At 42.2% G+C, this 17,940-nt stretch carries 17 protein-coding genes; 11 read left to right on the top strand and 6 right to left on the bottom strand.

Features of this window, described 5'->3' with window-relative positions; genetic code table 11:
• Positions 1-66 precede the first annotated feature (66 nt).
• Both AC04NP_RS06415 and AC04NP_RS06410 read left to right on the top strand, forming a co-directional pair.
• On the top strand, positions 67-1,878 hold the full coding sequence (locus tag AC04NP_RS06415) for a lamin tail domain-containing protein (protein ID WP_482858692.1): 1,812 nt from the start codon (positions 67-69) through the stop codon (positions 1,876-1,878).
• A 116-nt stretch (positions 1,879-1,994) separates the two neighbouring features.
• The gene (locus AC04NP_RS06410) at positions 1,995-2,156 is read left to right on the top strand and encodes a hypothetical protein (RefSeq protein ID WP_482858691.1); all 162 of its coding nucleotides are present in this window, start codon (positions 1,995-1,997) and stop codon (positions 2,154-2,156) included.
• A gap of 26 nt (positions 2,157-2,182) precedes the next feature.
• Here AC04NP_RS06410 and AC04NP_RS06405 read toward each other — a convergent pair whose 3' ends face one another.
• Entirely contained in the window at positions 2,183-3,208 is a 1,026-nt protein-coding gene (locus AC04NP_RS06405; RefSeq protein WP_482858690.1) for an isoaspartyl peptidase/L-asparaginase family protein, read from the bottom strand.
• A gap of 168 nt (positions 3,209-3,376) precedes the next feature.
• Here AC04NP_RS06405 and AC04NP_RS06400 point away from each other — a divergent pair, with 168 nt between their 5' ends.
• The 7 genes from AC04NP_RS06400 (at position 3,377) to AC04NP_RS06370 (ending at position 11,619) form a co-directional block, all read left to right on the top strand.
• Positions 3,377-3,763, top strand: a complete 387-nt coding sequence (locus AC04NP_RS06400; protein WP_482858689.1) for a TraR/DksA family transcriptional regulator — start codon at positions 3,377-3,379, stop codon at positions 3,761-3,763.
• 14 nt (positions 3,764-3,777) lie between these two features.
• Positions 3,778-4,341 carry an SMC-Scp complex subunit ScpB gene (gene scpB, locus AC04NP_RS06395; RefSeq protein ID WP_482858688.1) on the top strand — a complete coding sequence of 188 codons (564 nt, stop codon included), beginning with the start codon at positions 3,778-3,780 and terminating at the stop codon, positions 4,339-4,341.
• 39 nt (positions 4,342-4,380) lie between these two features.
• Positions 4,381-5,271 (top strand): pseudouridine synthase, encoded by an 891-nt coding sequence (locus tag AC04NP_RS06390; RefSeq protein WP_482858687.1) that lies wholly within the window; start codon positions 4,381-4,383, stop codon positions 5,269-5,271.
• Position 5,272: 1 nt separating this feature from the next.
• The gene (locus AC04NP_RS06385) at positions 5,273-5,998 is read left to right on the top strand and encodes a hypothetical protein (RefSeq protein WP_482858686.1); all 726 of its coding nucleotides are present in this window, start codon (positions 5,273-5,275) and stop codon (positions 5,996-5,998) included.
• A gap of 194 nt (positions 5,999-6,192) precedes the next feature.
• Positions 6,193-8,100 (top strand): methylmalonyl-CoA mutase family protein, encoded by a 1,908-nt coding sequence (locus AC04NP_RS06380; protein ID WP_482858685.1) that lies wholly within the window; start codon positions 6,193-6,195, stop codon positions 8,098-8,100.
• Positions 8,097-10,238 (top strand): methylmalonyl-CoA mutase, encoded by a 2,142-nt coding sequence (gene scpA / locus AC04NP_RS06375; RefSeq protein WP_482858684.1) that lies wholly within the window; start codon positions 8,097-8,099, stop codon positions 10,236-10,238. Before AC04NP_RS06380 ends, scpA begins: the two co-directional genes overlap by 4 nt.
• A gap of 97 nt (positions 10,239-10,335) precedes the next feature.
• Positions 10,336-11,619: a tetratricopeptide repeat protein gene (locus AC04NP_RS06370; protein ID WP_482858683.1), complete on the top strand. Its 1,284-nt coding sequence runs from the start codon at positions 10,336-10,338 to the stop codon at positions 11,617-11,619.
• A gap of 68 nt (positions 11,620-11,687) precedes the next feature.
• On the opposite strand, the gene AC04NP_RS06365 is transcribed toward AC04NP_RS06370, so the two are convergent.
• The 3 genes from AC04NP_RS06365 to rimO all read right to left on the bottom strand — a co-directional run bounded on the left by AC04NP_RS06365 (position 11,688) and on the right by rimO (position 15,214).
• Positions 11,688-12,254, bottom strand: a complete 567-nt coding sequence (locus AC04NP_RS06365; protein ID WP_482858682.1) for a 5-formyltetrahydrofolate cyclo-ligase — start codon at positions 12,252-12,254, stop codon at positions 11,688-11,690.
• Complete coding sequence (gene bshC, locus AC04NP_RS06360) at positions 12,247-13,809, bottom strand: bacillithiol biosynthesis cysteine-adding enzyme BshC (RefSeq protein ID WP_482858681.1); 1,563 nt, start codon at positions 13,807-13,809, stop codon at positions 12,247-12,249. Before bshC ends, AC04NP_RS06365 begins: the two co-directional genes overlap by 8 nt.
• 85 nt (positions 13,810-13,894) lie before the next feature.
• A complete protein-coding gene (gene rimO, locus AC04NP_RS06355) occupies positions 13,895-15,214 on the bottom strand; it encodes a 30S ribosomal protein S12 methylthiotransferase RimO (protein WP_482858680.1) in 1,320 nt (439 codons plus the stop codon).
• Between the two features lie 223 nt (positions 15,215-15,437).
• Here rimO and AC04NP_RS06350 point away from each other — a divergent pair, with 223 nt between their 5' ends.
• Together AC04NP_RS06350 and AC04NP_RS06345 are read left to right on the top strand one after the other, a co-directional pair.
• Positions 15,438-16,352, top strand: coding sequence for a tetratricopeptide repeat protein (locus AC04NP_RS06350; protein ID WP_482858679.1), 915 nt, complete (start codon positions 15,438-15,440; stop codon positions 16,350-16,352).
• A gap of 95 nt (positions 16,353-16,447) precedes the next feature.
• Positions 16,448-16,795, top strand: coding sequence for a hypothetical protein (locus AC04NP_RS06345; protein WP_482858678.1), 348 nt, complete (start codon positions 16,448-16,450; stop codon positions 16,793-16,795).
• Positions 16,796-16,989: 194 nt separating this feature from the next.
• Here the strand turns inward: AC04NP_RS06345 and AC04NP_RS06340 are convergent, their stop codons facing one another.
• Positions 16,990-17,283 carry a helix-turn-helix domain-containing protein gene (locus tag AC04NP_RS06340; protein ID WP_482858677.1) on the bottom strand — a complete coding sequence of 98 codons (294 nt, stop codon included), beginning with the start codon at positions 17,281-17,283 and terminating at the stop codon, positions 16,990-16,992.
• A 192-nt stretch (positions 17,284-17,475) separates the two neighbouring features.
• Positions 17,476-17,688 carry a helix-turn-helix domain-containing protein gene (locus tag AC04NP_RS06335; protein WP_482858676.1) on the bottom strand — a complete coding sequence of 71 codons (213 nt, stop codon included), beginning with the start codon at positions 17,686-17,688 and terminating at the stop codon, positions 17,476-17,478.
• Positions 17,689-17,940: the final 252 nt, after the last annotated feature.

Raw genomic sequence — 17,940 nt, 5'->3', positions numbered from 1 at the left:
TAAGATTTATTTCTTCATACAAAAATACTATATTTAGGTATATTCAATACTTTTTTAACCGCTTTAATGACATTTTTTAGACTTATTTTTTTGGCAGCGGTACTATTTTTTACTAATAAAGTACGCGCGGTACATGCCCACGGCAGTGTATCAAACCCTATTCGCAGTAATTCCTCCTGTAAAGGAAGTATCAAGTATCAAAACCGTGAAAACTACTCACAACAACCCAAAAACGCAGGATTCCGGACGGTAGTAATCAATGAAATTATGGCCGACCCCAGCCCTCCAAACCAGTTGCCCGAAGCTGAATTCATTGAAATATTAAACACGTCCAACGGCCCGGTTGACCTGACGGGGTGGACCATCAGCGATCCAAAATCATCGGCCGTTCTACCGGAACTTAAAATTGAACCGAACCGGCTTATCATTCTCTGCAAAAATAGGCAGGAAGGCCTATTTAGTGAATTTGGAGAGGCTGTTGGTCTTATCGACTGGCCTACCCTCAACAATGATAAAGACCAGTTGGTACTGAGAAATGCAGATAGTGTAATCATTGATGAGGTGAGTTACAGAACCGATTGGTACCAGGATTCTGACAAATCCAGAGGTGGATGGAGCCTTGAACAAGTTAACCCGCTTGAAGCCTGTCCCGATAACCGGAACTGGCGTGCCGCACAAAACCCGGCAGGGGGCACGCCTGGTGTGCAAAATTCCGTTCTGGACATAATTCCGGACCTGCTGGGGCCGACTATCATTAATGTAATGGTTCAAAACCCCCGGCAGATAATTACCTTCTTCGATGAAAAAATTGATACCAGAACCATCAGGAAAAGCAATATCGACATATCACCCGCCAATGAAATTGAAAGTATCGACGATTCAGCGCCCTATGCAGCCAGTGTTGTCATTTCATTCAAACACCCACTGCAGTCCAATACCTTGCATAGTTTAACGATCAATTATGTCATCGACTGTAGTGGCAATTTGATTCAGAGAGAAAAAAATACCTTTCAATTTGCCTTGGCAGTCGCAGCAGACTCCCTGGACCTGGTAATTAACGAGGTGCTTTTTAACCCAAGACCAGGAGGCAAGGATTTTGTTGAAATTTATAACGTTTCACAAAAATTTATAAACATGAAAGCCTGGCGTCTCTCAAACAGCCAGTCCACTGCCCAAAAACCCAAAGTGGCAGAGATCCAAGGTAATCTGGTAGTGGCACCTGGCCAATACCTGGTAATCACCGAAGATATCATCACTTTAATTGCCGATTATCCGTTTGGAAACGAGAAAAACTACCATGAGGTAAAAAGTATGCCCACACTGCCCGATGAGCAGGGTAATGTTACACTTACCGATAGCCTCGATCAAAACATCGATAGCTTTGATTATTCGGAAAGCTATCATCATGGCCTGCTCCGGGATTTAAATGGTGTTTCGCTTGAAAGAATATCAGCCACCGCCCCTACCAACAATCGGGATAACTGGCATTCGGCAGCAAGCGCTGTTGGATATACCACGCCCGGTAAGAAAAACTCACAAAACCTGCCTATGGCATCGGTCAGTGATCAAATATTCATTGAACCAAAAGTTTTTGCCCCCGACAACGATGGAATTAAAGACTTTGCAAGTATTAACTATCAATTTGATAAGGGAGGTTATCTGATCAGTATTTTTGTATATGACATAAAAGGGCGAATGATTAAGGAAATTGTCAACAACGATCTGGCCGGCATAAGGGGTTTTTATCAGTGGGATGGCACTAATCACGCAAATTCACTGGCCCAACCGGGCTATTATTTAGTATTAGTAGATATTCTTGATCCGGAAGGAACCGGTTTCCAGGTCAAAAAAACTGTTGTACTGGCTAATGATTTTTAACGAACCAAGATTAATTATAACATTTTCAATATTCTAATGCAAACCCATCACCGATTTAAACTGAATTCAGGATAAATTGTTATATTTATAATAGCCAACCCTAAATTTAAATTGTTATGAATTGTCTAATTGACAACGTGTTGAGCAGATATCTGAAGAAAGGAAAAAGGATAGATGTGATCAGGAGGTACATGAGATTAAAATACCACATCAGCATCGATGTTGAGTCATTAAAAAACAGAATTAGAATCAATAAGATGAAATATGAGATAAGCTAACAAGCTTGTTATCTTATCTTTCGATGTTATTCCTCCTTGTAGATAAATACTTTCGCTTTTCCCTTAGCTTTTATATAACCTCTGTACATACCGGCTGTATTGAAAGGCATAGCTATATTTCCTTTTTTGTCCACGGCGATCACTCCACCGCCACCCCCGGTATCCACTAGTTTCTTCATCACCACCTCATCGGCTGCCTGGCTTAAAGAAAGGTTTTTATATTTCATCAACGCTGCAATGTCGTACGCTACCACTGATCGGATAAAATATTCACCATGACCGGTAGCTGAAACAGCGCAGGCCTCATTACTTGCATAGGTACCGGCACCTATAATGGGCGCATCACCAATCCGGCCATATCTTTTATTGGACATGCCACCGGTGGAAGTCCCCGCCGCCAAATTACCATATTGATCCAACGCTACGGCCCCTACGGTTCCATATTTGTAGTCGTTGTAGTTATTTTTAAGTGAGCCCTGATCACCATCATGATCTAGTTGCATTTCTTCTTTCTCGATAATCTTTTGAAGTTGATGATACCTGCTGTCTGTATGAAAATAAGCAGGGTCAACAATTTCAAGGCCCACCTGTTGTGCAAATTTTTCAGCACCGGCCCCGGCCATCATCACATGTTTGGATTGATTCATCACGGCCATAGCCGCTGTAATGGGATTTTTTATATTTGTAACCCCGGCAACTGCCCCTGCCATCGTAGTTTTTCCATTCATGATCGAGGCATCCATTTCGTTCTTTCCTTCATTGGTAAAAACCGACCCTTTCCCTGCATTAAACAGCGGGGAATCCTCCATGATGCTAATGGCAGCAACTATAGCTTCCAAACTGGTTCCTCCTTTTTCCAACACAGAGTAGCCTTTGGCAAGGGCTTCCTCGAGCTTTTGCCGGTATGCCGCCTCTTTCTCCGGGGTCATATTTTCCTTTACTATCGTACCGGCGCCACCATGAATAACTAATGTCATATTTTGTTTACCGTTTTGGGCTTTAAGTGAAAAAGAGCATAATAAAACGGGCAGTAAAAAAACTAATTTTTTCATAATTACACAGCTATTTTTTGAGGCTTAATCTGAAAAGCAAAATTCTTATGCGCTTAAATTTAATTAGAAATAATGTTTTTGTTTTACTTTCAATAGTTTATTTTAGCGGCAATTTTCGGAAGAACCCGATTTGATAAAAATTTTTTTCAAGTTAAATAATTAGGAAGTATGGGAAAAGATGATAGAACCAGGTATTCTGATGAGGAATTAAAGGAATTTGAGGTTATCATTCTGGAAAAAATGAGCCAGGCAAAAGTTGCCCTGGAAGATATAAAATCAACTTTAAGCAGGAAAAATGATACCGGAACTGACAATACTGCCGGAACTCTAAAGGTATTGGAAGACGGCGCTGACACCGTAGAGAAAGAAAACCTGAGCCAATTGGCAGCCAGACAGCAAAAGTTTATCTCTAACCTGGAAAGTGCCCTGGTAAGGATTAAAAACGGCACATACGGTGTGTGTGTCGATACGGGTAAACTCATTAGCAAGGAAAGGTTGAGAGCCGTACCACACACGATGCATTCCATCGAGGCAAAGCTCAAGCAAAACAAATAAATACGCACTTCAGGTTGGATTTTCTAGTTAACCACATAGAAGCCCTTATATTCTGTTCATCGGAGCCTATAAAGAAGTCCGAGATCAAAAACTGCCTGGTTGAAATGTTTGATGCGGCCATCCCTGACGAAGATATCGATACTGCCATACACGCTCTGGAGGAAAAATACGAAGATGATAGTTTTTCATTCGGTATTGTACAAATGGGTGGAGGTTACCAGTTTTTAACTAAACCTGCCTACCAATCCAGTATTGGCATTTTACTTAAACATAAGTCCAAAAAGCGATTGTCGACCTCAGCGCTGGAAACGTTGGCTATCGTCGCTTATAAACAGCCTATCACCAAATCAGAAGTTGAACAGATCAGGGGCGTCAATTGCGATTATGCTATCCAGAAACTCCTTGAAAAAGAACTCATAGAAATTAAAGGGAAAGCCGATACTGTGGGCAAACCGTTAATTTATGGTACCAACGATAAGTTTATGGATTATTTTGGCATTAACAGCCTGAATGACTTGCCTACCCCCAAAGACTTCAGGCAGGAAGAAAATGAAATTGGGGAAAACAAGGAAGAATAGATATTTCAAAATTAAATACAGTAGTGATACTGCATCATCATGAAAAAACGAGCCCAAAAATTTACAGGCAAACCCGGTTTGAAAGGTAAATCTCCGGGAAAAAAAGAAAACAATCCTGCCAACAGAAAAAGATTCAGCCGATCAAAACCTAAAAGTACCCCTCCGGATTACGACTTTAAATCTCTTAAATCCAGGGTTTCTACAGCAAATGACAACCCTGATAGCACCATTCGCCTGAATAGGTATATAGCCAATGCCGGTGTTTGTTCACGAAGGGAAGCAGACAAATTGATCGCCGCAGGTGAAATAATGGTGAACGGAAAAATCGTTAGCGAACTTGGGTATAAAGTCAATCCGACCGATAAAATAAAATACAAGGGTAAAATCCTGGCAAGAGAAAAGTTTGTCTACGTGCTGCTCAATAAACCAAAGGATTTTATCACCACTACCGACGACCCTGAAAATCGCCAGACCGTTATGAAGTTGGTCGCTAAAGCGTGCGATGAAAGAATATACCCGGTGGGCAGGCTAGATAGAAATACCACTGGCTTATTGTTGTTTACCAACGATGGTGATTTGGCAAAAAAGCTTTCGCACCCCTCACATAATGTCAAAAAAATATACGAGGTAGAGCTGGACCGTTCGTTACAGAAGGAGGACTTCCTGAAAATTCACGAAGGCCTGGAATTAGAAGACGGGCCGGTGAAAGTAGATGATTTCGCCATTTTGTCGGATGACCGGAAGACCATCGGCGTAGAAATTCACCTGGGCAGGAACCGGATAGTACGCCGGTTATTTGAGCATTTGAACTATGAGGTAATCAAACTGGACAGGGTGGTTTATGCCGGGCTGACAAAAAAAGACCTTAAAAGAGGAAACTGGCGGTATTTGACGCAAAAGGAAGTGATCAAACTGAAGTACCTTAAATAAAATGCAGACGGTCGTTGAAATGATCTGTAAAAATTCAAAATACCTTCTTGCCATTCTGTCTTTATATGGACTTACCATGGCTCCTGCTTCATCACAAAGTAAACTACCTCATATTCAGGCTATTGGAAAAATCACTTTAAAAAACGGGGAAACAACAGAAGGAGTAATCGCCCTGGGTTACAGTTACGATAACAAACATTTTCACCCGAATGCATTTTATTATGAGACTGCGACCGATAAACACTTAATTTTGCTGGATCTCGATTTCAGCGGATTTTATGCTGAACTTCTGGAAGCAAAAGGAGCCACACAGCTTTTTTTCGCAGAGAGTAAATCCGATCAATCACAGTCCAGATACAAAATGACGGATGAAAGTGGTGACAAAGTTTTAAACAAAAAAATATTGCGGGAAGAGAATTTCATTTTACGAAAAGCATTCAGCATTTATCCCGAATTGCCGCTTTCACTGAATGTAAGGGCAAGGGTTGCAGACAACAGCCTGGCAAAAAGCTACAAAGTCGAAGAAATAGCCCGCTTCGAGCTGATCAGAAACCTGCCTGATCCCTGGGTTAAGAAAATAGAACAGGCGAAGGCGAGGTTAACAAAAAAAATGGAAGCGGATCAAAAAAGAAGCAATCTGTGGCTCGAGTACCAGGAACCTATCTGGTACCATGATATTATCCATGACCACATCGAGCTCAGCAAATGGCGCCATTATTTTAATTAGCTTCATGTAAACGCTTCATAAAGGTCCAAATCGCTTAAAATTTATGCCCAAAAGAAAGTTCCCATTCCGGGATCTATAGCTCTTTTTTATGGCTCGCCCCAACCGGAAATACCCGCAACTTAATCATCATTTTATGATTAACTTAATACCAGTATTCATTAACTTTAGGCAAACACTTAAAGACTTTGACACTTATGGCAAACGCTGGTTCACAGGAAAATCTGTTTGGAGAGTTTGACAAGGGCGGGAAAGAAGACTGGGTTAAAAAAGTACTTTCAGATCTTAAAGGCTCACCTTTTGACAGCCTGGTTTGGCGGTCATCGGAAAACATCGAAATACAGCCTTTTTACACATCTGAAGACACTAAAAAACTGGATTATATTGAAAGCTTTCAGCATAGTTTTGCCAATACGGAAAACCCGGCCTATGGCCCGAGACATTGGACCAACTACGAATTAATTCATGTAGCCGATGGAAAACCGGCCAACAAAGCCGCCCTTAACGCCCTGGATATGGGAGCGGATGGACTGCTTTTTAAACTGGGTAATCCCGGGGCGTCACTTACACCGGCTGTGCTCCTGGATCAGGTGTTATGTGAACACTGCCATGTATCTTTCCTGGCAGAAGAAAATAGTATAGGCTTCATGCAGGATTACCTTGAATACCTGCTTAAAAATGGAAACAACCCTCAAAACATCCATGGTTTTTACGGGCGTGATGCCATTGCAACCTGGACCATGGGCGGTGATGCCTTGGAAAGTCATTATTTCCGTGAGTTAGCAGGTCTTTTCGGACAAACCCAGGACTTTCCCGGTTTTAAGCCGCTAACCATTTCCAGTCAAGCGCTGGAACACAGCGGTGCCAATCTCGTTCAGGAACTCGCCTATACACTCAATATGGCGGTTGATTACTTTGACCGGCTCACCGATGAGGGTTTATCACCGGAAAGAATCATCAGGGGTACGCAGTTTTCACTTGCCTCAGGAAGCGATTTTTTTATGGAAATTGCCAAATTCAGGGCCTTCAGGATATTGTTTCATCAGCTTGCCCTGAATTATGGTTTAAAAGGGTACCGACCCGGGGCCATTAAAATTCATGGTACATCTGCGTATTGGAATAAGACATTAGCTGACATTAACAATAACATGCTTCGCAACACCAGCGAAGCTATGGCCGCTATTATCGGAGGCTGTGACTCGATTCAAATTACACCTCATGATGATATACATCGAAATCCTATGGCTTCGTCACAGAGAATTGCCAGAAATATTTCAAGTATTTTAAGAGATGAGGCTTATCTGGACAAAGTCGTCGATCCTGTTGCCGGTTCCTACTACCTGGAAAATCTGACACATGAATTGGTGAAGGCGGCATGGGCATTGTTTCGGGAGGTGGAAAAAGCCGGCGGTTTTATTAGTTCCTTTAAGGCCAACAAAATTCAGGAAACCATACAAAAGACCCGAACACAAAAATTCTTGCAAATTGCCAATCGACGTACGGTTATTGTCGGTGTCAATCAATATCCTGATAAAAGTGAGAAGTTGACAACCGCAACGAGTGGCGGGGCTCAAAAAGATACAGGGCAGGTCCAAGACTATGAGCTTCTCACACCCCACCGGGCCAGTGAGCAATTTGAAACCCTAAGAATGAAAACCATTCATTATGCGAAGGAACAATTAAACGGAATGAAACCCGGAATTTTTGCGGCCACCCTGGGTAACAAGTCACCAATGCAAAAAGCCAGGGTAAGTTTTATAGATACTTTTTTTGTATGTGCCGGTTTTAAAATACAAACCTCCTCTCACGGTAACAATTTTACGGAAAGCATCGATGAAGCGGCCGGTGCAGAAGAAAAAATAGTGGTAATTTGTGGATCGAACGAAGATTACCAGGAGAAAGCCCTGGATTTTGTGAAGCATTTCAAAGCAAAGGATACAGGTAAAATGCTATGGCTCGCCGGTATTCCACCGGGCGAACAGGCAGATTTTCCGGAGGCAGGCCTCGATGGATTCATTCACATCAATTCAGATGTGATAGCCACTGTGGGCCAAATTCAGCGTTTCCTGGGAATAGATAAGGGAGAGGAGGTGAAACTGTTATGAGACCTGATTTTCAAAATTTCAACTTCGAAGCATCTGACAAACACCGCCCCAGGCAAAACGAGCAAATGGGACAATTGCCTGAGTGGCAGTCGGCTGAGGAGATAAAAGTAAAGCCGGCTTTTAGCAAAGAAGATATCACCGGAATGGATCACCTGGATTTTATAGCCGGGTTACCCCCCTACCTGAGGGGCCCTTATAGTACGATGTATGTAAAAAGACCCTGGACTATCAGGCAATATGCCGGATTTTCTACAGCAGAGGCTTCCAATGCTTTTTACAGGAGAAACCTGGCAGCCGGCCAAAAGGGGCTTTCTATCGCCTTTGACCTGCCAACCCATCGCGGGTACGACTCTGACCACCCTAGGGTACCCGGTGACGTTGGAAAAGCAGGTGTGGCCATTGACTCCATTCTGGATATGAAAATACTTTTTGATCAGATACCACTCGATAAAATGTCGGTATCCATGACCATGAATGGGGCGGCTATTCCGATTATGGCTTTGTATATTGTTGCCGCCGAAGAACAAGGTGTCGGCCCTGACCAACTAAGCGGTACCATACAGAATGATATCCTGAAAGAATTCATGGTGAGGAATACCTATATCTACCCACCCCGCCCTTCCATGAGAATTATCGCTGATATCTTCAGGTACACTTCCGGCAACATGCCCAAGTTTAATTCAATCAGTATCAGTGGTTACCACATGCAGGAGGCAGGAGCCACGGCAGACCTGGAGCTGGCTTATACGTTGGCAGATGGCTTGGAATACATTAGAACCGGCCTGGACGCAGGTATGCACATTGATGATTTTGCCCCCAGGTTATCATTCTTCTGGGCCATAGGCATGAATCACTTCATGGAAATCGCCAAAATGCGTGCAGGGCGCGTGTTGTGGGCTAAAATAGTAAAACAGTTCAACCCCAAAAACCCAAAATCCCTGGCGCTGAGAACCCACAGTCAGACTTCCGGCTGGAGTTTGACAGAACAAGATCCCTACAATAATGTAGCACGTACCTGCGTTGAAGCACTTTCGGCCGTTATGGGACATACCCAGTCCCTGCATACCAATGCCCTGGACGAGGCCATCGCCTTACCTACCGATTTTTCGGCAAGAATTGCCAGAAATACACAACTGTATCTGAAGGACGAGACCAATGTTACCAAAGTAGTCGATCCCTGGGGTGGCTCTTATTATGTAGAATACCTGACCGGTCAATTGATCCGCAAAGCATGGAAGCTGATTGAAGAGGTGGAGGAGCTGGGAGGTATGGCCAAAGCAATTGAAACCGGCCTTCCGAAAATGCGCATTGAAGAAGCTGCCGCCAGGAAACAGGCGAGAATCGATTCAGGTAAAGATGTCATTGTAGGGGTCAATAAATATCAGACCAAGGATATTACGGACATCGAATTACTGGAGGTCGATAATACGGAAGTGAGAACCAAACAGATAAACCGGTTACAACAGCTTAAAGCAGAAAGGGACTCCCGGGCAGTAGCCGAGGCTTTGGATACGCTGACCCGGTGTGCGCAAAGCGGTGAAGGAAATTTGTTGGAATACGCTATCGAAGCTGCGAGAAAAAGGGCTACCGTAGGAGAAATATCTTTTGCAATGGAAAAAGAATTTGGAAGACACAAGGCCACCATCAGGGCTATTTCCGGCGTATATTCAGGGGAGGCAAGTCAGGATAAAAATTTTATACAGGCAAGGCAACTGGCCGACAGATTTGCTGAGCTCGAAGGCCGCAGACCAAGAATTATGATTGCGAAAATGGGCCAGGACGGTCATGACCGCGGGGCAAAGGTCATTGCCACCAGTTTCGCGGATCTTGGATTTGATGTCGACATCGGTCCGCTTTTTCAGACGCCTGAGGAAGTAGCCAAACAGGCTGCAGAAAATGATGTGCATGTAATCGGCGCGTCAAGCCTTGCAGGGGGACACAAGACATTAATGCCTGAGCTACTGGAAAACCTGAAGAAAATCGGCCGTGATGACATCATGGTCATTGCCGGGGGAGTCATTCCTGCCAGGGACTACGATTTCCTCTATAAAGCCGGGATATCCGGTGTCTTTGGTCCGGGAACTGTTATTTCCCGGGCGGCTCACGAAATTTTAACGAAACTGTTGGAAAGCGAATAATTATGTATATTTTTCCGGGCAAAAACTTTTATATTATATTCCAGGGTTTCCTCCGACTTTCGTATGGGGAATTCTAGGATCACTTAAGCACCTCATTATGAAAATACAATTACCCACCCTGCTCATAATGTTTGTTTTCGCCCTGCCTGCTGCTTTTGGACAGCACTGGTCTAAAAAATTTGTAAAGCAGGATATCCTGTATATGAAAGGGGATTATAAGCTTGCCAAGGAACAAAATCACAACCTGAAAATAAAAATAAAAACTACTCTGGGCCCACAAAATGCTTATACTGCGCTGGCCCAGTTTAAAGATGCCAAATACCATGCCGGGGCAGGCTACTTCAATGCTTACAGGCGATCAATCTACAGAGGTTTCAGCATAGCCCAAGGAACCACTGGCCGGAATAACCCGGATTATGCCAGAATTGTTCTCGAAGGGATCACGGTCTTGGTAAAGTACGGCGATTATGCACAGGCCGAAGTACTGCTCAATCAGGTGTCGCAGATTTTAACAGACTATAATAACAAAGATGTTAACCTGGAACATAAAAAGGATTATTTACTTGCCCAGGTCTATGCCGGCCAGGGACGCTATCGGGAATCACTGGACTTATTCATAAAAGTAAGGGATTATATGGCAGACCTCACCATAGCAACTGAGGTACAAGATAATTTTATCAGCGTTGATAAACACAAGTCAAGAAAGCTGAGTGCATTTGAAATCAAGCAAAATAAAAGGAGCTATGCCAGTTACCTGCACCTGACAGGAAAGCTTTATACCAAAACCAATCAGCCGGCCAAAGCCGACAGTGCCTTTAATGTTGCCAGGGTATGGATAAGCAACAATCTTTCGGGAAAAGATTACAGCATGCTTCAGTACGAATTTCAACAAATCAAAATGAATGCCGCATCAGATTCTTCGGAAAATAGCATAGCCAGGCTGGGCCAACTGATTAAACGTGCGGAAGGCAGTTTGAATAAAAATCAGGAACTGGTTTTGGATATGAAATATACTTTGCTGGAATGGTATCAAAAAAAGAATAAATCGGGAAAGTATAATTCCCTGAAAGCTCACCTGGCCAACATTAACGAAAAATATTATGATAAAAAGAATATCAACCTGGACCGGCTGGCTTTTATCGTGCTAAAGGAAAAAGGTGAGACAAAAACTGATCCGGACAGGATCAATGCGGCCAAAAGTTTACTAAAAGGTTCAGCTTCCCTACCGGAATTCCATGAATTAAGGATCGAAATTTTACAATTCCTGCTTGCTAAATCCAAAGAAGGCGGGTTGCCAGCAGAAAGTGAACACTATCTTTTGCAGATTGAGGCGGTAAAAAAAGGCCTTTACGGCGAGAACGCCCCCATTGTTAGCTCCTAGTCCATTTAGGCGAAGCCCTGAATACGCAATAAAATGTCATGGATGGCATATAAATTTGATCACATCCCTCAGAAGCTGTAAACTTTATTGGGAGTGATACAAAAATCCATTCTCACATCAAACTCATCCACGTCAATGATCTGACGAACAGGCGGGAAGAATGACAGGCCTATTTTTAGAATATCTGGCCTGCATTGACACAGAAAACGGTCATAAAAACCTTTTCCATATCCGACACGGTAACCTCTTTCATCAAAAGACAACAATGGAAGCAGGGCAAGATCAATTGCGTCAGCAGGCACTGTGTCGTTATCGGTCGGTTCCGGTACCCCCCATTCATTTTCTTCCAACAGGATTTGATCATGGTATAAGTGACTGGTTAATTGTAACACATCGATGTGCGCCCTGGGAACTGTCACCGTGGCGCCCACCTTGCTAAGTTCACTGATAATCGGCCAGGTATTTACTTCCTTTCTTTTTTTTACCGGCAAAAATGAATGCACAGTCTTACCGGAAAACAGACTAAATTGCTGAAAAAAAAGGGCTTTGATTTTATCGTTCAACTCACAGTATCTTTCCTCTGTCAGTTCCTGCCTCTTTTGATTGTATGTCAACCTTAATTGACGCTTATTCATCCTCAATTAAAATATGAAATCGGAAGTCGAAGGGATCAACAGCCTCCAGAATCCGGTCTGTGAAATCCGGGTTGTTAATGTAAAAGTTAAGGAAATTATCAGTCCTTTCCTGCAGTTTGCCTTCAGGAAAAAGTTTTTCTTTAACAGCCAGAAGGGATTTCAGGCTGTTTTCGTACTTGCTCTCTTCTGCTTTTTTCAAACGTTTTTCAATGTTCTCTACACTTTTAAGTACTTTATTGCCTTCTGCCCCTATAAATCCCCCCAGACTTTTATCCACAGTCAGTGCCTGATTTTTGATAGATTGAAAAACCTGTTCCAGGATCTCTTTTTCCCGCTCAAGCGTTAGCTTACGCCCCCCGTTTCCGGTAATAAAGCGTTCTTTTAAAAACTGCTCATCCCTGAAAAGGCTTTTGGGCTCAATACCTGTCTTTCCGATTTTTTTCGCATTTGCCCGATTAATGATCAAGGCAAAATTTCTTGGCATTAAAACCGGAAATGGTATTTTATAATGCCGGAACAAACCATGCAATTGCAGCCAGTAAGCCACCTCTGCCGGGCCGCCAATATAAGCCAGGTTCGGCAGAATAGTTTCCTGATAAAGTGGTCTTAAAATGACGTTGGGGCTGAACTTTTCCGGGTTGGTTTGGACAAGTTCCTGTATTTCCTCTTTGGTGAAAAACAAATCGGTATTGTTTATTTCGTAACGGCCGTTTTGATAAACTATCCTTTCCCTGATACCATTATCCAAATAAAAGAAATTAACCGGTCTGCAAAACACCTGTGACTTATAACCCATTTTTTCGATCCTGTCCGAATCAGGTATCACAATAGACTCAGCCTGATGTTTAATTAAATCATCCAGCATTAACCCCTTAATTTCCGCCTTTAACCCGGGATGATCTGCATCTACTACTACCAGCCCCTGGCTTCCAAATAATTCATTGACAAAAAACCGGGTGGCATCGGCCAGATTATTGTGTCCCAGGTAGGCCTGCTCAAATAAAGCCAGTTTTTCAGGTAACGCTGACAAAATATTTCTCAATCCTACGGGGTCAAACCGGCCCACAGCACCGGTCTGATCGGTTTCCCACGTATATGTTTTGCCGAATAACCGGAAATGATTGATCTCCTCAAAATCATGATCTTCACTGGCCATCCAATACACGGGAACAAAATTAAATTCCGGGAAAGCTTCGGCTAACTTTTTACAAGTGTTGATTACGGTAGCTATTTTGTATATAAAGTAAAGCGGCCCCGAAAAAATATTCAACTGATGTCCAGTGGTGACCGTAAAAGTCTTTGCTGATTTAAGCTGTGAAATATGATCCCGCACCTTGGTACCGACCTCAATATCAGCATATTGCTCCTCCAATGCCTTTGCTAAAACAGCCCTTTTTTCTTTTGAAAATTCCTTCAGTCTGAGTTGCTTCCCAAGATTCTCCATACTGGGATAAAGATGGTAAAAGGGGCGCAATTGATCCTTTTGCTGAAGATAATCCAAAAAAATAGGAGAAAAGTTGCCTGTCTCTCCAAGTTCTATTTTTTCTATTTTCATAAGAAGTGATTGCGATAATAGGGTCATGGGCATGTTGTAAGCCAGGTTTGAGGTGATTATTGTTCGTTCTGATTATTTGAAGTTGCTATACGCCGGAAACCGGAACACCATACAAGTCAAATTCAGTGGCATCATTTATTTTGATGGCGGCAAAATCTCCAACCCGCAAATAATTGTTTGAAGCATCAATGATAACTTCATTGTCCACCTCCGGTGAATCATATTCTGTTCTCCCTATGAAATTCCCCCCTTCTAGCCTGTCTATCAATACTTTAAGAGTTTGTCCCATTCTTTCCCGGTTAATCTCCAGGGATATTTTTTCCTGTATTTCCATTACGAGATTTCCGCGCTCTTGTTTCACGTGTTCCGGAATATTATCAGCCATCGTACATGAATGGGTGTTTTCTTCATGTGAATAATTGAAAATACCTAGTCTTTCAAACCTGCTTTGTTCCACAAATTCCATCAACTGTTGAAAATCTTTTTCGGTCTCGCCAGGATGCCCTACAATGAGGGTGGTTCTTAAAGCAATTCCAGGCACTTTTTCCCTGATCATCCGGATCAATGCCTCGGTTTTTTCCCTGGTAATACCGCGCCGCATTATTTTTAGCATGTTGGTCGACCCATGCTGTAGGGGCATATCGAGGTAATTACAAATGTTCGATCTTTCTGCCATCACATCCAGAACGTCAGTAGGAAACCCTGTGGGAAAGGCATAGTGCAATCTGATCCATTCAATGCCATCCACATCCGACAGGTGCCTTAATAGCTCCGAAAGGTTTCTTTTCCTGTAAATATCCAGTCCGTAAAATGTAGAATCCTGTGCGATCAGCAACAGTTCCTTTGTTCCATTGCTGGCCAGCGATTTTGCTTCCTTCACCAAATCTTCTATCGGCCTTGATATATGTTTGCCCCGCATAAGTGGAATGGCGCAAAAAGAACAGGGACGGTCGCAGCCTTCAGAAATTTTCATGTAGGAATAATGCCGCTCTGTAGTAGTGATTCTTTCGCCCAGAAGCTCCTGTTTGTAGTCTGCGTTGAACCGACCCAACAGCAAAGGTAATTCCATCGTCCCGAAATAAGCATCAACTTCCGGTATCTCCTTTTCCAGGTCATCCCTGTAACGTTGTGACAAGCATCCTGTTACATACAACTTTTCAATTTCCCCCTGCTCTTTGGCCGCCGCATAACGTAAAATAGTATCTACCGATTCCTGTTTGGCATTGTCAATGAATCCACAGGTATTGACGATGACAATGTTGGCATCATCGTTCCGGGCTTCATGGGTGGTGTCTATGCCGTTGCCTTTCAACTGGGTTAACATTACCTCCGAATCCACCAGGTTCTTGGCACACCCCAATGTGACAATATTGACTTTATCTTTTTTTAATCCTTTCGTTTTCAAATCTTCTCATTCCGTTTTTTTAAGCTGCAAAATTAATGAATTTTAAACTCTCAAATTTCGTTCATGCCATAAATAAAAAGGATCACAAAAAATTTAACACAAATTTTGCTCACCTTTTTATTAATTTTCATATCTTTTATGTCCTGAAATTTAATGTGGGGCAAGATCAACAATATAGACCTGTTAAATGTCTGTTTAGTTATCATTATTAAATAGTGACCTCATGTTCTATTTTAAGAAGCTTTCATACCTCTTTTTCGGATTATTTTTGCTACCGGTCAGCGGTTTTGCCCAGTTGGATAGTCTTGAAAATGCCCTGATTGCCAAGCCCAAAGACAGCCTCAAGGTAGCGCTGCTTTTTGATCTCTCCAAAAAAATGAGATCACAGGGCAACTATGATAAATCAAAAGAGCTCCAGTCACGGGCCTGTAAGCTGGCAGTAGAAGTGGCCTATGGAAAAGGGCAAGTGATCTGCCTCAATGACCGGGGTATCAGGGAAAGAACCCAGAGTAACTACCTGCAGGCAGAGGAAAAACATAAAGCAGCGCTGGAAATTGCCAGGAATATCGACGACAGGTTTTTGATATCAGTAAGCCTCGACAACCTGGGTGTGGTCTATCGTCGCCTGGATAACATCGAACGGGCCTTGGAGTGCCACCTGGAATCACTGGACATTTCCAGGATGACGCGCCATCAAAAAGGTATTGCCATTTCATTAAACAGCATTGGTAATATTTATCTTGGCAGAGGAGAATACGACAAGGCGCTGGATACTTTTGAAGAATGTATAAAAATAGAATCGAGGTTAAATAACAAACTTGGGGTGGCGATTAATTTAAATAACATAGGTTATATCTATGATATGCAGGGCGATAATCTCAAAGCACTTAACTATTACGAAAAATCACTTGCCGATAACCGGGAAATCGGAAGTAAAAAAGGTCTTGCCATTTCATTTAATGACATTGGACGTATCAAAAAGGAGCTTGGGGCCAGTGATGAGGCATTGCAATATTTCGTAAAGGCCCTGGATATCAACGAAAGGGCCGGATACAAACAGTTTGCTGTTGACAACCATATCAATATCGGTGATGTTCATTTTGAAAAGGAAAATTTTGAGTGGGCTTTGCAGCTGTGAGAGTGGGGAGGGGGAGTTTTTTTATTGGTTCATTGGCTGTGGTATGATGATTTTTTTTGATAATTTGAGGTTAGATTGTTATCACTGTGACAGATATGAGGAAATTCACATACATTTTTCATTCGATCCACTTTATTTACCTGGTATTATCGGTAGTTTTAGTATTAAATAAAGATCAACTCAATAAGTATTTCGGGCTAAACACGTCAAATTATTTGTTGTATTGGATAATGCTAGGTATGGGGCTATATGCGATTTTGTGGTTCAAAGATGTTTTTGAAGCATTTAATCTGAAAAGGAAATTGAAAAATATGGAAGCGGAAAAGAATAAATATAAAGCTGAGCTGTATGACAAAACAGAACGTGAGATACACCTTAACGATCCGCCTTCTCCTGATCCCAATGGCAAAAGTACTCAAAAGAATAGCCCTGGTACAGCTTAAGCGTATTTGGAACCCTTACCTTTTAAACATTTATATACCCCCGAATATTTAAATTTTCTTTAATCAAAAATACCTGTACAAGAATTTCAGTCCGGGTGTCAGTTGTATCAAGCACAATAAAAATATAATTTATTGAAAATCAGATATTTACATATAAAATGTCAGAAAACAGGCTATAGATTGACGATCATGTCCTACTGGTCAAATTCAAACAGATCTTTCAATGGAACGTTAAGCGCCATTGCCAACTTACCGGCAAAAGTAACGCTTGTGCTAATTTCACCTCTTTCGATTCTGCCTATCTGGCTGATGTCTGTGTCGGTTCTGACAGATAAATCCAACTGCGTCATTTTACGGCTCAAACGTATCTGACGAACTCGTTTTCCAAATGATATTTTAATGTCTACTTGATCCAACAGGGCTAAAAAGCTAAAAATCCTAACTTTTGTGTTGGATCGATAGAGCAGATTTGCCTTATTTCGTTTCATTCACTATATTGTAATAATAATTGTATAATAGTGTTATCTTTTCTCACGAGCTGTTTGGATGGGGTCCTTTGATTCTATCGGATGGGGTCAAAGTAAAAATATTTCGGCAGGACAATCCGATTTAAGTGTCCTGCCAGCTGATCGTTCATGTTAAGCAGGTTACCTTTAAGGGGCTAAGAGAATTTAATGTTGCTACCTCTGATGACCTTTACAATCAAAATTAAATAACTCCTTGATATCGACATCCAGACAACTTGCCAGCTTGTAAATAACCTCCAAGCTTGAATTGATTTCAGCGCGCTCTATCCTTCCAATCTGCTTTGTATCGGTTTTCATCAACGTAGCCAGATCGAATTGAGTCATGCCCTTACTCAATCGTAATTCCCTGACTCTTCTACCAAACAATATTTTTATTCCAATCCTCTTCAAAGTCTTTTAAAATGACTAATTATTAAAAAAAATCGTCAGATTGGTAGGGCGAATTCGCCCTTTTTATTATATTGTACCAATAATTGTGCAATAGTGTTTTTCTATGCCACCCGGGGCTTACGGTTTTAGAATTTAACCCGGGCTTAAAAAATGATCAGGCTGTTAACCATATGATAATGAACCCAATATAATAGCTTAAGTGTCCTGACCTGTATCAAGACCGGTCAC

It is taken from the genome of Agaribacillus sp. DX54 (genome assembly GCF_056858335.1).
Note: the sequence above shows the minus strand (reverse complement) of the source record. Positions and strands in the feature narration are given on the sequence as shown.